Source organism: Plantactinospora sp. KLBMP9567, from assembly GCF_033446045.1.
In the GTDB taxonomy this organism is placed as follows: domain Bacteria; phylum Actinomycetota; class Actinomycetes; order Mycobacteriales; family Micromonosporaceae; genus Plantactinospora.
Window position 1 is genome coordinate 1 of record NZ_JAWQRR010000043.1, and the last position, 13,533, is coordinate 13,533.

Annotated in this window: 15 protein-coding genes; 7 read left to right on the forward strand and 8 right to left on the reverse strand. The window is 71.2% G+C overall.

Features of this window, described 5'->3' with window-relative positions; all coding sequences use genetic code 11:
* Nucleotides 1-53 precede the first annotated feature (53 nt).
* The gene (locus R6Y94_RS32130; protein WP_318399751.1) at nt 54-962 is read right to left on the reverse strand and encodes a sulfurtransferase; all 909 of its coding nucleotides are present in this window, start codon (nt 960-962) and stop codon (nt 54-56) included.
* A gap of 63 nt (nt 963-1,025) precedes the next feature.
* Between R6Y94_RS32130 and R6Y94_RS32135 the strand changes: the two genes are divergently transcribed.
* The gene (locus tag R6Y94_RS32135; protein WP_318399752.1) at nt 1,026-1,637 is read left to right on the forward strand and encodes a pentapeptide repeat-containing protein; all 612 of its coding nucleotides are present in this window, start codon (nt 1,026-1,028) and stop codon (nt 1,635-1,637) included.
* A 118-nt stretch (nt 1,638-1,755) separates the two neighbouring features.
* On the opposite strand, the gene R6Y94_RS32140 is transcribed toward R6Y94_RS32135, so the two are convergent.
* Nucleotides 1,756-3,039, reverse strand: a complete 1,284-nt coding sequence (locus R6Y94_RS32140; RefSeq protein WP_318399754.1) for a hypothetical protein — start codon at nt 3,037-3,039, stop codon at nt 1,756-1,758.
* A gap of 228 nt (nt 3,040-3,267) precedes the next feature.
* A complete protein-coding gene (locus tag R6Y94_RS32145; RefSeq protein WP_318399756.1) occupies nt 3,268-4,053 on the reverse strand; it encodes an SGNH/GDSL hydrolase family protein in 786 nt (261 codons plus the stop codon).
* 225 nt (nt 4,054-4,278) lie between these two features.
* On the opposite strand from R6Y94_RS32145, the gene R6Y94_RS32150 reads away from it, so the two are divergent.
* Nucleotides 4,279-6,054, forward strand: coding sequence for a proline--tRNA ligase (locus tag R6Y94_RS32150; protein ID WP_318399758.1), 1,776 nt, complete (start codon nt 4,279-4,281; stop codon nt 6,052-6,054).
* Here R6Y94_RS32150 and R6Y94_RS32155 read toward each other — a convergent pair.
* A complete protein-coding gene (locus R6Y94_RS32155; RefSeq protein ID WP_318399760.1) occupies nt 6,051-6,719 on the reverse strand; it encodes a LysR substrate-binding domain-containing protein in 669 nt (222 codons plus the stop codon). The genes R6Y94_RS32150 and R6Y94_RS32155 overlap by 4 nt on opposite strands.
* 212 nt (nt 6,720-6,931) lie before the next feature.
* Here R6Y94_RS32155 and R6Y94_RS32160 point away from each other — a divergent pair, with 212 nt between their 5' ends.
* The gene (locus R6Y94_RS32160; RefSeq protein WP_318400013.1) at nt 6,932-7,813 is read left to right on the forward strand and encodes an MFS transporter; all 882 of its coding nucleotides are present in this window, start codon (nt 6,932-6,934) and stop codon (nt 7,811-7,813) included.
* A gap of 99 nt (nt 7,814-7,912) precedes the next feature.
* Here R6Y94_RS32160 and R6Y94_RS32165 read toward each other — a convergent pair whose 3' ends face one another.
* Nucleotides 7,913-8,542: a dTDP-4-dehydrorhamnose 3,5-epimerase gene (locus R6Y94_RS32165; RefSeq protein WP_318399762.1), complete on the reverse strand. Its 630-nt coding sequence runs from the start codon at nt 8,540-8,542 to the stop codon at nt 7,913-7,915.
* Nucleotides 8,543-8,703: 161 nt separating this feature from the next.
* Here R6Y94_RS32165 and R6Y94_RS32170 point away from each other — a divergent pair, with 161 nt between their 5' ends.
* Nucleotides 8,704-9,129, forward strand: a complete 426-nt coding sequence (locus tag R6Y94_RS32170) for a CBS domain-containing protein (protein ID WP_318399764.1) — start codon at nt 8,704-8,706, stop codon at nt 9,127-9,129.
* A 22-nt stretch (nt 9,130-9,151) separates the two neighbouring features.
* Nucleotides 9,152-9,583: a SufE family protein gene (locus R6Y94_RS32175; protein WP_318399766.1), complete on the forward strand. Its 432-nt coding sequence runs from the start codon at nt 9,152-9,154 to the stop codon at nt 9,581-9,583.
* Between the two features lie 90 nt (nt 9,584-9,673).
* Here R6Y94_RS32175 and R6Y94_RS32180 read toward each other — a convergent pair whose 3' ends face one another.
* The gene (locus tag R6Y94_RS32180) at nt 9,674-10,756 is read right to left on the reverse strand and encodes a helix-turn-helix transcriptional regulator (protein WP_318399767.1); all 1,083 of its coding nucleotides are present in this window, start codon (nt 10,754-10,756) and stop codon (nt 9,674-9,676) included.
* A gap of 577 nt (nt 10,757-11,333) precedes the next feature.
* Between R6Y94_RS32180 and R6Y94_RS32185 the strand changes: the two genes are divergently transcribed.
* Together R6Y94_RS32185 and R6Y94_RS32190 are read left to right on the forward strand one after the other, a co-directional pair.
* Nucleotides 11,334-12,080 (forward strand): DUF6882 domain-containing protein, encoded by a 747-nt coding sequence (locus R6Y94_RS32185; RefSeq protein ID WP_318399769.1) that lies wholly within the window; start codon nt 11,334-11,336, stop codon nt 12,078-12,080.
* A gap of 357 nt (nt 12,081-12,437) precedes the next feature.
* Nucleotides 12,438-12,761, forward strand: a complete 324-nt coding sequence (locus tag R6Y94_RS32190) for a hypothetical protein (protein ID WP_318399771.1) — start codon at nt 12,438-12,440, stop codon at nt 12,759-12,761.
* Here the strand turns inward: R6Y94_RS32190 and R6Y94_RS32195 are convergent.
* Both R6Y94_RS32195 and R6Y94_RS32200 read right to left on the reverse strand, forming a co-directional pair.
* Nucleotides 12,690-13,241: a YbaK/EbsC family protein gene (locus tag R6Y94_RS32195; RefSeq protein WP_318400015.1), complete on the reverse strand. Its 552-nt coding sequence runs from the start codon at nt 13,239-13,241 to the stop codon at nt 12,690-12,692. The two genes, R6Y94_RS32190 and R6Y94_RS32195, sit on opposite strands and share 72 nt — an antisense overlap.
* An 84-nt stretch (nt 13,242-13,325) precedes the next feature.
* Nucleotides 13,326-13,520 (reverse strand): hypothetical protein, encoded by a 195-nt coding sequence (locus R6Y94_RS32200; protein WP_318399774.1) that lies wholly within the window; start codon nt 13,518-13,520, stop codon nt 13,326-13,328.
* Nucleotides 13,521-13,533 lie beyond the last annotated feature (13 nt).

Below are 13,533 nucleotides of genomic sequence, written 5' to 3' on the forward strand. Positions count from 1 at the left end.
CTCGCCCTGACCGGACACCGGAACAGGGCGAGCACCGAAGGGGTTGGCGCGGTCTAGGGCTGCGGGGTCAGGCCGCCCGGCTGGTCGCCCTTGACCACGGGTGCCCGGACCAGGTTGCCCCACTCGGTCCACGAGCCGTCGTAGTTGCGCACCCGCGGGTAGCCGAGCAGGTGCCGCAGCACGAACCAGGTGTGGCTGGACCGCTCGCCGATCCGGCAGTACGCGATCACGTCGTCGTCCGGCGACAGCCCGAGCTGGTCGGCGTAGATCGCCCGCAGCTCGTCGGGCCCCTTGAAGGTGCCGTCGTCGTTCGCCGCCGACTTCCACGGCTTGCTCAGCGCGCCCGGGATGTGGCCGCCGCGCAGCGCGCCCTCCTGCGGGTACTCCGGCATGTGGGTCAGCTCCCCGGTGTACTCCTTCGGGGAGCGGACGTCGACCAGCGGCCGGGCCGCCGCGATGTGCGCCAGCACCTGGTCCCGGTACGCCCGGATCGGCGCGTCGTCCCGCTGCGGCGTCGGATAGTCGGCCGGAGGCCGCGCGGTCTTCTCCCGGGTCAGCTCCCGCCCCTCGGCGACCCACTTCTGCCGGCCGCCGTCGAGCAGCCGTACGTCGGGGTGCCCGAAGAGCGTGAAGACCCAGAGCGCGTACGCCGCCCACCAGTTGAAGTTGTCGCCGTAGAAGACGATCGTGTCGTCCCGGCCGATCCCCTTGGCCGCGCAGAGCCGGGCGAACGCCTCGGCGTCCAGGTAGTCCCGGGTCACCTGGTCGTTGAGTTCCAGGTGCCAGTCGACCTTGACCGCGCCGGGGATGTGCCCGGTCTCGTAGAGCAGCACGTCCTCGTCCGACTCGATCACCACCAGGCCCTGCTGGCCCAGGTGTTCGGCCAGCCACTCGGTGGTGACCAGGCGCTGCGGGTCGGCGTAGCCCTGAAGGCTCGGGGCGGGATCGCTCGGGATCGGCATGATCTCCACGGTACGCCGGGCGCCTGCTGGAGGAGGCCGGCTCTCCTCGGTTAGCGTCGTCACATGACGGAGCCGGCCCGGACAGGCGTACGACACGAGGGTCGGACCTTCCGACGCGACGACTGGTACGGCGACGAGTTCGTCGAACACGAGTATGTCGACTGCGAGTTCTTCGACGTCGACCTGACCGAGGCGACCCTGGATCGAATCAGCTTCACCAACTGCGTCTTCGGCAACGTACGGTTCAACGCCTCCCGGCACACCGACTCGGCGTACCTGCGCTGCACCTTCACCCGGTGCAACTTCTTCGAGGCCGAGTTCGCCGGCTGCAAGCTGGTCGGCAGCACCTTCGCCGACTCGGCGGTCCGGCCGCTCACGGTGCTCGGCGGAGACTGGTCGTTCGTCAGCCTCTCCGGTGCCGACCTGCGCGGCGTCACGATCCAGGGGGTACGGATGCGCGAGGCCGACCTGACCGGTGCGAACTGCACCGACGCGATCCTGACCAACGTCGACCTCTCCGGTACGCAACTGCGCGGCGCCCGGTTCGTCCGGGCCGACCTACGCGGCAGCGATCTCAGCACGCTCGACCCGACCACCGTCGAACGCTCCGGTGCCATCGTCGACCCCGGTCAGACGATCGTGCTCGCCCAGGCGCTCGGCTTCCAGGTCGGCTGAGGGCCGGGCCCAGCCCACGCCGGTACGGCAGACACCGGCCCGGCGCCGAAGGGTCGGTGGCGGGAACGGGACCGGCCCGCCGTCGCGGAAGTGCTACGGCGGGCCGGTGCAAGCTCGCTCAGCTCGGCGTCACGGCCACCTGGAACTGGTACGAGGTGCCCGCCGTCGAGCTGCCGTCAGGGTAGATCCCCCGCACGCTGAGCAGGGTCTGGCCCGCCTTGGTCGGCGTCCAGGTCACCGACGCCCCGCCCGTGCTGTCGGCGTCCACCACCCGCTGCGGCTGGCCGAGGAACGTGTAGCGGTACCGCACCACGCCGGGCAGCCGGGGAGTGAACGTGAAGACTCCGGGGACGCCGACCCCACCGGACGCCGCGCCGGCGGGGTAGTCCGGCGAGGAGACGAAAGGCTCGGTCCGGACCAGGAAACTCCGGGTCGCGGTGGCCTCCAGTCCGGCGGCTGTCCGGCTGGTGACCGTCAGGGTGCGCTGACCGCCCCGGTTGTCGGTGAGGCTGACGGTGGCAGTCCCGTCCGGTCCGGCGGCAACCGTCTGCTCGGGCTCCCCGTCGAGGTGGTAGCGGTACTCGACCACGTCCGGCATGCCGGGGCGGAAGGTGATCGGGGTGGCCACACCCGGCTCGGTCAGCCGGCCTTCGATGACCGGAGCGGTGTTGTTGACCCGGAAGTAGTAGCTCGTCGCCGGGGACCGGTTTCCGGCCTCGTCCATGCCGTACACCGTGATCCAGTTCGGGCCGTCGTCCACCGGGGTGATGGTGACGGTGGCCCGCCCGCCCGGCCCGTCGGCCGGTACGTACTGCGGGAGGGCGCTCTTCAGCCCGTAGCCGAACCCGACGACATCCGCGTCACCGTTGGCGTCGAAGGTGAACTCACCGGGGATGCCGATCCCGCCGTACCAGCCGTCGTCGTCCGGGTAGTCGGCCGAGGAGACCGTCGGCGGCTGGGCCGGGGCCTCGCTGTCCCGGGCGAAGTAGCAGGCCTGGCTCCACGCGCTGGTCACGCCCGCCTCGTCCCGGGCCCGGGCCGCCCAGGCGTACGTCCGGCCGTGTTGGAGCGCCGTCGCGGGCATCGTCGTCCAGGTCTGGGTTCCGCTGTAGTACCCGCCGAGTTCCGTCTCGGTGCGGCTCGCCGGGTCGTCGACCGGCCACAACGCGAACGTCGTCCAGACCACCGCCAGGTCGCCGGTGGAGTGGTCCGGGTCGGTGGAGGTCGCGAACAGGTACAGGTCGCCGGTTCCGAGCACCGGGTACGGCTCGGCCGTGGCACAGGGCAGGTCGGGATAGAGGTACAGGTTGGTCGGCACGTCCGGCGGGGTGTTGTCCTCGGCGGCGGCCAGGGCGGGTTGCCCGGTGGCCGCGAGCACACCGGCGGAGATCGCCGCGGTCACGACGGCAAGCCGCCGGACACCACGGTGTCGGTAATGGACCGTACTGGGCGCGAGACGCATGCGCCGTCCACCTCCACGAAATCGTCCCCCGTGGGTTTGGGGAGGGAGCATGATCATATCGACGGATGGCAGCCGGACGGTAACCCTTTGTCAAAGGTGGACACAGCCGGATCGGCCCTTCGGTAGCGGACAGAGCGGCCCGAGAGGGTCTTGAAGGGACGCCGGAGGTCAGTCCACGGAGGGCTGGCGCTGAGCGTACGGCTCCAGCGCCGGGCGCTTGGCGGTGATCGTGTCGCCGGACGACCGGCCGGTGAGCCGGCGCCTGATCCAGGGTGCGAAGTGCTGCCCCACCCAGCGCAGGTCCGCACCCCGGGCCGCCAGCCACGGCGTCGGGGCGGGTCGGGGCGGCACCACCAGCCAACCCTCGTCCGGTACTACGTCGAGCGCGGCCAGCACCCGGGCGGCGACCCGGCGATGGCCGGCGGCCGACAGGTGCAGCCGGTCAGGGCTCCAGAGCACCGGGTTGAGGAAGACGTCGTCGGCGAAGAGGTCCACCAGCTTCGCCCCGTACCGCTGCGCCGTCTCGCCGACGGCCCGGTTGAGCAGCGCCACCCGGGGGGCGACCAGCCGCTGGCCGGGCAGCCGGGCCATCACGTCGGCGAACCGGAACAGCAGCACGTCAGCCCCGGTCGCCCGGAACTCGGCGACCACCTGGTCGAAGCGCTCCACCAGGGCATCCGGCTCGAAGTTGCGGCGCAGTACGTCGTTACCGCCGGCCGCGAAGCTGACCAGGTCGGGACGCATCGCCAGGGCGGCCGGCACCTGCTCGGCCACGACGTTGCCGAAGAGCCGCCCCCGGATGGCCAGGTTGGCGTACCCGAAATCCGGCCCCGCCTCGGCGGCCAGCGTTGCGGCCACCAGGTCGGCCCAGCCCCGGAAACTCCCGTCCGGGTACGCGTCGTCCAGTCCCTCGGTGAAGCTGTCACCCACCGCCACGAAGTTGCGCCAGCGCACGTCGCGCCTCCCCTGCACTACTCCCCAGTCCCACCACCCGCCGGGGGCGGACTCCCACCGGCCGGGGGCCAGTCTGTCAGCCGGACCCCCGGCCGGGACACGCCCGGCGACCGAAGGTGATCGGGACCGCAGGCCCGGACCGCGTGCCACTCGTCGATGCGACACCCGGCCGACCGACCCGACAATTCGGCTGCTCCGCTCCGGTGCCGGGTCTACGCTGCCCGGATGCTGCTACGGATGTCCACGCTGTTTCTGCGTACGCTGCGCGAGGACCCGGCCGACGCGGAGGTGCCGAGCCATCGGCTGCTGGTCCGGGCCGGTTACGTCCGTCGCGCCGCCCCGGGCGGCTACACCTGGCTGCCGCTCGGCCGGCTGGTGCTGGACCGGGTCACCCAGGTGGTCCGGGAGGAGATGGTCGCGATCGGCGGCCAGGAGGTGCTCTTTCCGGCCCTGCTGCCCCGGGAGCCGTACGAGACGACCGGCCGGTGGACCGGGTACGGCGACGACATCTTCACCCTGAAGGACCGCCGGGGCGCGGAGTACCTGCTCGGCCCCACCCATGAGGAGATGGCCACCCTGCTGGTCCGGGACACTTTCACGTCCTACCGGGACTTCCCGGTGTCGATCTTTCAGGTGCAGACCAAGTACCGCGACGAGGCGCGGCCCCGGGCCGGGTTGCTGCGCGGGCGGGAGTTCCTGATGAAGGACTCGTACTCGTTCGACCTGGACCGGGCGGGGCTGGCGGCGGCGTACGACCGGCACCGGGCGGCGTACCAGCGGATCTTCGACCGGCTCGGGTTGGCGTACACGATCGTGGCGGCGACCTCCGGCGCGATGGGTGGCTCCGCCTCCGAGGAGTTCCTCGCCGCCACCCCGGTCGGCGAGGACACCTTCGTCGGCTGTACCGCCTGCGACTACGCGGCCAACACCGAGGCGGTGACCACCCCGCCGGCACCGGCCGGCGACGTGCACGCCCACCCTCCGGCGCAGGTGTACGACACCCCGGAGACGCCGACCATCGAGTCCCTGGTCGCGCTCGCCAACGCCCGGCAACTCGGCGCCCGGACCGACTGGACGGCCGCCGACACCCTGAAGAACGTCGTCGTCGAGCTGCGCCGGCCCGGCTCGGACGACCCGGAACTGCTGGTCATCGGCGTGCCGGGGGACCGCGAGGTCGATCTCAAGCGGCTCGCCGCGGTGCTGAGCCCGGCCACCGTGTCGATGTTCGACGGCTTCGCCGACCGGCCGGAGCTGGTCCGGGGCTACCTCGGCCCGCAACTGCTGGCCAAGCTCGGCATCCGCTATCTGGTCGATCCCCGGGTGGCGCCCGGCACCGCCTGGCTGACCGGCGCCAACGAGCCGGGGCGGCACGCCACCGACGTGGTCTGCGGACGGGACTTCACCCCGGACGGGACGATCGAGGCGGCCGAGGTCCGGGCCGGCGACCGGTGTCCGGCCTGCCGCCCGGGGGTGCTGACGATCCGCCGGGGTGTCGAGATCGGGCACGTCTTCCAGCTCGGCCGGTGCTACACCGACGCCTTCCGGGTCGACGTGCTGGGCCAGGACGGCAAGCCGGTCCGGTTGACCATGGGCTGCTACGGCATCGGGGTGTCCCGGGCGGTGGCGGCGATCGCCGAACAGCACCACGACGACCGGGGACTGGTCTGGCCGGCGGCGGTGGCGCCGTGCGACGTACACCTGGTGGCGGCCGGTAAGGGGCCGCAGGTGGAGGCGGCGCTGGAGTTGGCCGGGCAACTCGCCGGGCGCGGCCTGCGGGTGCTGGTCGACGACCGGACGCACGTCTCGGCCGGGGTCAAGTTCGCCGACGCCGAGCTGATCGGAATCCCGCGCGCCGTCGTGGTCGGCCGGCGCTGGGCCGACGGGTACGTCGAACTGCGCGACCGCGCCACCGGAGACCGCACCGAACTGTCGGCGGCGGAGCTGCTGGCGCGGCTGACCGAGCCGGCCCGTCCCGGATCGGACGGCCCCCCGGCGAGCTAGTGGCTGCCTCGCGCTGTCGTTGCCCAGGACGGGAGCCAGGCCGCCTCGGGGAGCGGTGCCAGGCTTGCGAAGTGGTTGATGATCGCCCGAAGTCCGGGGTGCGGACTCGTTCTGGGAAACATGAGGAAGAGCGGGTAGGCGAGCGTCGGGTTGACGATCGGGACGCGGCGTAGGTCGTGGTTCGCCGGCCAGATGTACCGGTCGCGTGCGCCGACGAGGGTGGCCAGGTCGGCGGAGTCCGCGAGGGCGTCGAGGAGTACCTCGTTGCCGAAGTTCGGACCTGCCGCGTCGATGCGGAGGGCGAAGGCCGCGCCGAGCTGATCGTAGAACTCTGCCCATTCGCTCCGGGGCACGATGCCCGGCACCCAGATCCGATGCTCGCGCAGTTGGGGTGGTGTCACTGTCCGTGCGGAGGCGAGCGGATGCCTGGGGCCGACGAGGAGTTCCAGTGGGGAGTCGAAGACGTGGGTCATTTGCACGTCGCGCGGCAGCGTGGCCGGATCGGTGACGGTGCGGAACGAGGCGTCGATCTCGCCTGCCTGGACGGCGGCGGCCGCCACGTGCGGGTCGTCGACCCTGAGGGTCACCACGTCGAGGTCGGTTTCGGGATGCGACCGCCAATAGTCGTGCAGGACGACCGCCTGCGCGCTTCGCAGCCCTAGCACGTCGATCCGTTGGGCCCGCGAGCCCGGCCTTACCGCGGTGACGGCGCGATCGGCACCCGCGACGATATTCCGGGCGTGTGGCAGGAATGCCTGGCCGTCGAGCGTCAGTTCGACCCCTCGGGCGGTACGGGTGAACAGGCGGACCTCCAGCTCGCGCTCCAGGGTGGCGACCCCAACTGCTGGTCGTCTCGGTCATCTCCGGAGCCGCGAGCATCGCCTTCACCGCCGCCTCCGGCGCGTACCTGAAATTGCTCGTCCGCAGTGATCACCTGCTGACCGCGAACGGAAGATTCGAGGGCACGAACTGGGTGGCGACCGCAGCCGGACCGCCGCTCGGTGGCGCGCTCATCGGGCTGCTCGGCCCGGTCATCACCGTCACGGCCGACGCCGTCAGCTACCTGCTGGCCGCGCTCGGGATCCTCCGCATCCGCGGCGGCGACGTCGCGGCACCCCGCAACGGGGCCACCCGGCAGCGCGGGGCCGACCTCCATGGTGGCTGGCGGTTCATCCTGCACGACCGCGCACTACGGTGCCTGTTCCTCAACTCGATCCTGGTCAGCGGCCTGATCATGGCCACCGTCCCGCTCCTGGCCGTCCTCCTGCTGGGCGAATACCACTTCCCGGCCTGGCAGTACGGCCTTGCCTTCGGCATCCCGGCACTCGGCGGCTTCGTCGGCGCCCGCCTCTCCGCGCGCCTCGTGCAGCGTTACGGCCGGTACCTGGTCATGACCGTCTCCGGCTGGCTGCGATCGCTATTCCCGTTCGGTCTCGCGTTCCTCCAGCCCGGCATCGCCGGACTCCTCACCGTGATCATCGTCGAGGGCCTGCTGATCACCTGCATGGGCATCTTCAACCCGATCTACGCCACAGAACGCCTGCAACGGACTCCCGCGGATCATGTCGCCCGGGTACTCAGCGCATGGAGTGTCAGCAGCAAACTCGGGCAGGCCACCCTCACGGTGATCTGGGGCATCCTCGCCACCCTCACCAGCCCGCTCGCCGCGATCACCATCTCCGGCGTTCTCCTGCTCGCCACCCCGCTCCTACTGCCGAAACGGAGACACCTCTCCGACCCTGAACCCGCGACGCGCTGAACATGTCGAATCTGCACACCACCACCGGCCTGATGGCGCCCATGACGGCGAACCGCCCGCTGCAGGACGTGCCGGCGGTGGAGGCAACGTCCCGGCCTTCTACACCTGGTCCGTCGGCCGGCTGGCCCGGCGGGACCGCTGTGCCTGGTAGAGCCGCTGGCACTCGGCGTACCGGGGCAGCAGGTCGGCGGCGCGCAGCTCGGCGAGGCCGGGTGCGTCGGCGTCGCGTTCGGAGAGGATCGCGTCGAGGTCGGCCGGCCAGGGCAGCGCCAATTCCGGGTCCCGGACGTGCACGATCCGCTCCCGCGCCGGGGCGTACCGGGCGGAGCAGAGGTAGCTGACGATGCTCTCCTCCTCCAGCGCCACGAAGGCGTGACCGACCCCCTCGGGCAGATAGACGGCACGGTTGTCGATGGTGTCCAGCCGGGTCACCTCGTGCCGGCCGAAGGTCGGCGAACCGACCCGCAGGTCGACCACCATGTCGAGTACCGCGCCGCGCGGGCAGTAGACGTACTTCGCCTGGCCGACCGGCACGTCGGCCCAGTGCACACCCCGGATCACGCCCCGCCGGGAGACACTCTGGTTGGCCTGCGCCACGGCCAGCTCGAAGCCGAGCGCGTCGGCGAAGACCGCCGCGTCGTACCAGACGACGAGCCGGCCCCGGTCGTCGGAGAACTGCTGCGGGAGGAACTCCCAGGCGCCGGGGATGGAGAGCTCGGTGGCCTTCACTCGCACCTCACAGAGTCGCTCGGTTCTCTCCGGCTTATCGGGACCAACCGCACCATACCGTCCGACGGCCGGAGTGGCCGATCGGAAACCCGACACGGTGTTAGCGTGCCGGGCAGGGGGTAGCAGGTGGTATCGGGAAACCGGGGGTTCGGAGGCACACCGTGACTGAGGTCAGAGTCCGCGACGTCATGACCAGGGGGATCGTCTATCTGCCCGCGGCCACCACTCTGGACGAGGCCGCCCGGGCAATGCGGGACGCCGACATCGGCGACGTGGTGGTGACGGACGGGCCGAGCCTGTTCGGCATGGTGACCGACCGCGACATCGTGGTCCGGGCCGTCGCCGAGGGCAGGGACGCCCGGCAGACCACGATCGGCTCGGTGGCCTCCCGGGACGTCGTGATGATCGAACAGAACTCCACCGCCGCCGAGGCCGCTGCCCTGATGCGGGATCGAGCGGTACGCCGGATCCTGGTCTGTGACAACGACCGGCAACTGGTCGGCATCGTCTCCCTGGGCGACCTGGCGGTCCGCCTGGCCCCGTCGCTGGCGCTGAGCGAGATCAGCGAGGCCGGTCCGCGCCCCTGAGGCACCTCGGTAGCCTGGGTCCATGCCGCAGTCGATGCCACCGAAGCTCGCCGAGATCGTGGCGGAGTTCGCCGCCGCTCCCCGGGACGTGGTCCTCGAGATGCTGCTGGAGTACTCCGACGCGGTGCCACCACTGCCGACGGAGCTGACCGGCCACGCCGGGATGGAGCAGGTCCCGGAGTGCCAGACCGCGTTCTTCCTGCGGGCCGAGGTGGCCGCCGACCGGACGGTGACAACCTGGTTCGACTGCCCGCCCGAGGCGCCCACCACCCGGGCCTTCGCGGGGATCCTCGCGGAGGGGCTGGCCGGGGCGAGCGCCGACGAGGTGCTGGCCGTGCCGGACGATCTCTACCAGCGGATGGGGCTGGCCCAGGCGATCAGCCCGCTGCGGGTACGCGGCGGCAACGCCATCCTGGCCCGGCTCAAGCGGCAGGTCCGGGAACAGCTCGACTGACCCGCGCCGGACCGAACTCCGAGGTGTGGCAACGTTTCACGTGCAACAGCATCGACAGACGTCGCTCCATAGCTGCCGAAGGGCCGTCCGTCAGAGCGCCGCTCCGGCCGCCCGTTCCACCTCGGCCAGCATCAGCCGCAACGACAGGCTGTGCCGCTCCGGCGGCAACCGGTCGAGCGCCCGCCGGGCGTGGCCGAGACCGCCGGCCGCGTCTCCGGCGGAGGCCATCATCAGCCCCCGGTGCAGCTCGATGTGGGTGGCGAACCGGGGCAGGCTGTCCGGGCGGGTGCGGTCCGCCGCGTCCTGCGCAGCCACCGCTGCGGGGTGGCCGAGCCGGGACAACAGCATCGACTCGAAGGTGTGGAACCTCCACCGCGGCACCGCGAAGTCGGAGATCTGCTCCGAGCTGCCGGCCGTGTCGAAGACCCGGCGGGCGTCGTCCAGCCTGGCCAGGCCGGTGGCGGCGTCGCCCCGACAGGCCGCGACGTGCGCCTGTGCGGTCAGCGCGTTCAACCGGCCCAGGGTCGGCCGGTCGGAGAGCGCGACGGCCTGCTCGGCGAGGCGGGCGGCGACCGGCAGGTGCGCTCCCTCGTACGCCAGCGCCAGGGCGGCCCGGCCGCGTACCCAGACCCGGGTCTCCAGGTCGCCGGAGCGGTCCGCCGCGACGGCGGCCATCTCGTACGACCGGATCGCGCCCCGGCCACCGTCGTTGCCGGGCAGGGTCTTGCCGTGCACCGTCATCAACCGGGCGGCCACTCCCCACAGGTGTGGACTGTCCAGTTCCTGTTGCAGCACCACCAGGTCGGCGGCGAGCCGGGCCTGCAACTCGGCGGCGCCGAGCGACATGTAGTCCTGCCCGTACCCCTCGGCCCGGGCGACCCACTCGTCGACGTCCCGACGTGGCCCGATGGCGGCGGCGAACCCGTGCTGGACCAGCTCGGCCACGGCGGAGGAGACGACGACGGTCGCGGCGAGCGCGAGGGCACCTCTGCGGTTCACACTGTCTCCCAACACCCGCTCGTAGGCGAGGACCAGGTCCGGGGTGGCCGGTCGCTTGCCGAGCTCGACGTTGCACAGATGACTCTTGCTGTAGTTGGTACGGGCCGCCATCTGGGTCAACGTGACCTGGGCGTCCGTACGCGCCACCCTCAGCCTTGCGCCGACGTGATCCATCCGTCTACCGCCTGTGCGCTCCGGAAAACACCTGAAAACCGCGCCTACTATCGGTAGTTCTCTGATTACGGGAATGTGGGGATGTGGATCGCTCCAGTTCGATGTGGCACCGGTCAATGTTCTACCGCTTCCGGGCTCAGAACGTAAGCCTGGGATGACCTCGGGATCGGTGCCGGGACGGGAGTTCCACGACCCGCGGGTATGACACGGCTCGACCTCATCGGCCTCCAGGTCGGCTCGTGATCGGTCCGCGCGGGACCGGGGCGCGTACCCGCTCTCTTCCCCCTGGGAAGCGGGCAGGCGCCCCACCGGGTGCGGCGGTCGTGCCGGCGACCGCCGCACCTTCCCGGCCAGCTCAGGAGGCGACTCGGCGTGCGGGTGAGCGGGCGGCGCCTGCCGCCGAATCCCTTTCAACCTCCCTGTGCGGCCCGTCGTGGCCGCAGGTGAAGCCGGGCGAACCGCCGCATCGTCCGGGTTGAAAGCTTCACTCGCCTTGATCGAACACCGGCCGCGACCGCAGCTGTCGTCTATCCGCGAACCGCCGGGTTGCATCTCGACTAATCTGCGGCGACCACGGGTGGCGCGGCGCATCTGTCCCGGGATCCGCGCCGCATGCACAAACACGCCTCACCTTGCGGTCTGGCACACTGCAGCGATGCTGACGTTTGATCGACTCTTCGCCGAGCATGTCGCAACCGGGCTCGCCCGCCAAATGGCGCTGAGCGACCTGGTCGGCGAGCGTGACTGGCACCTCGACCTGCCGAGTGGCACCGTGACCTTCGGAAACGACCTGCGATACCACATCCAGCTACTCGGCACTGAGAGCCACGAGGACGGCAGCTGGCTGTGGGCATGGGCCAACGAGGCGAGCGACCTCCCGCCGGCGCTGCTGCATTTGTGCGGCTGGCTGCGCGAGTACGGCCACCGCCAGGGAGTTGCCGAGCTCACCGAGCCCACGTTCGCGCTTCGGCGCGCAGACGGTCACCGCCTCGCCCTGCTGGCCTCCGGCCTGACCGGCCGGTGTTACTTCCGCGGCCCTTACTCCGGCGGCGCGGTCTTCTTTCACCTCGACGACGCCCCGCCGCAGATCACCGCGTCTGTCCGGCCGGAGCGCGCGCTGACCGTCCTGGGCCAGGTCATTCAGAGCTTCCCGGTGGACCACCGCATTGCCGTGGAGTCGTTCCTGCACCAGCAGTCGTGGCGCCTGGACCAGGCGTCCACGTCGGTGACCGCGCACCACTCCGACGGATCCACCCTGCGCGTCGACTTCGACGCCGTGGGTCGTGTCAGCAACATGTCCGGCACGGTCAAGGCTGTTGCGTAGTCGATTGAGGGGCGTGCGCAGTCGATTGGGAGGCGGTTGAGCTGGGAGTTTGCGTGCGGACGGCCATCAAGCCCGGACCGGCAACGGACCCGCTGTCTTCGCCACACTCCGTAACACCTCAATCGGCTACCACCGCAGCAACGGCGAAACCGACATCGCCCGAGCCACCCGACGCGCAGCCCATCGCCCACGCGACCTCATCGACGCCGTGACCAGAAGCAACCCAACAGCGCAATAGCCCTGATTCGTACCCGCACATCCAATTGTCGATGTGGTAGACATCGACAACCTGTGCTACCCCTCGGCGGGGGTGACCGGCGGCGAGCCGGTCGACGGGGGCGAAGGGAAGTGTCCCGGATGAGCGAGACGACACTGTGCCTGCCCTGCGCGCTCGCCCTGCGCCCGCCGGTGACCGCACCGCCCCACCACTGCCCGGGGCAGGTACGCCTGGTCTCCGGCACCGGCCAGGTCCGGATCGTCCTCTGCGGATGCCGCATCTGCTGGCCGGGCCGCTCGGCCGACCCGTCCGGCCCAGAGCCGACCAATCCGTCCACCCCGAAGCCGACCGAGCCGTCCGGGCCGAAGCCGACCGACGGGTCGGGACGGCCGTCAGCCGACCTCCCGGGCGAGCCCCTCGACGACCTCGGCGTTCGGCAGGAGCCCGAGGGCGGCGCCGGGTAGCGCGATCTTGCTGTGCCGGACGCCGGACCCGACGATCACGTACGGCGTACCGACCACTCGCGAGTCGACCAGGATCGGCCACTGGCCGGGCAGCCCGATCGGGGTGATGCCGCCGTACTCCATCCCGGTCAGCTCGACAGCCTCGGCCATCGGGGCGAAGCTCGCCTTGCGTACGTCGAGGTGGCGACGCACCACCCCGTTCACGTCGGCCCGGGTGGTGGCCAGTACGACGCAGGCGGCGTACCGGACCGCCCCCTCCCGCTTGCCGGCCACCACCACGCAGTTCGCCGACACGTCCAGCCCGACGCCGTACGCGGTGCAGAACGCGGCGGTGTCGGCCAGGGTGGCGTCGATCGGTGCGACCAGGATGTCGTCCACGCCGACCGGCGAGTCGGCGGGCCAGCGGTGCAGGGCCTCGGTGACCGGCGGTGCGAGCAGATCCTGGCGGGTCCGGGCCGGCTCCGTCTTCAGGGTTCCCATCACGCCCGTGATCCTCGCACCGACCGCCCCGACCAGGCACACCGCCCGCGTTCCGGTGCGTTGACCGGCGGCGGTGACGGCCGGTCAGCTACCGGCGAGGAAGGCGTTGTCCGGCACCAGGGTGCGCTCCCGGAGCCGGTCCCGTTCGGGTGCCTGGGCGGCTCGCTCCCGCTGCAGCTCGACGTCCTCGATGGCGTGTCGGACGGCGAACCGGACCACGCCGTAGAGGAAGACGAAGCCGCAGACGTACATCATCGCGGCCAGAGCCATGTAGATCATGCGTTCGAGCCTA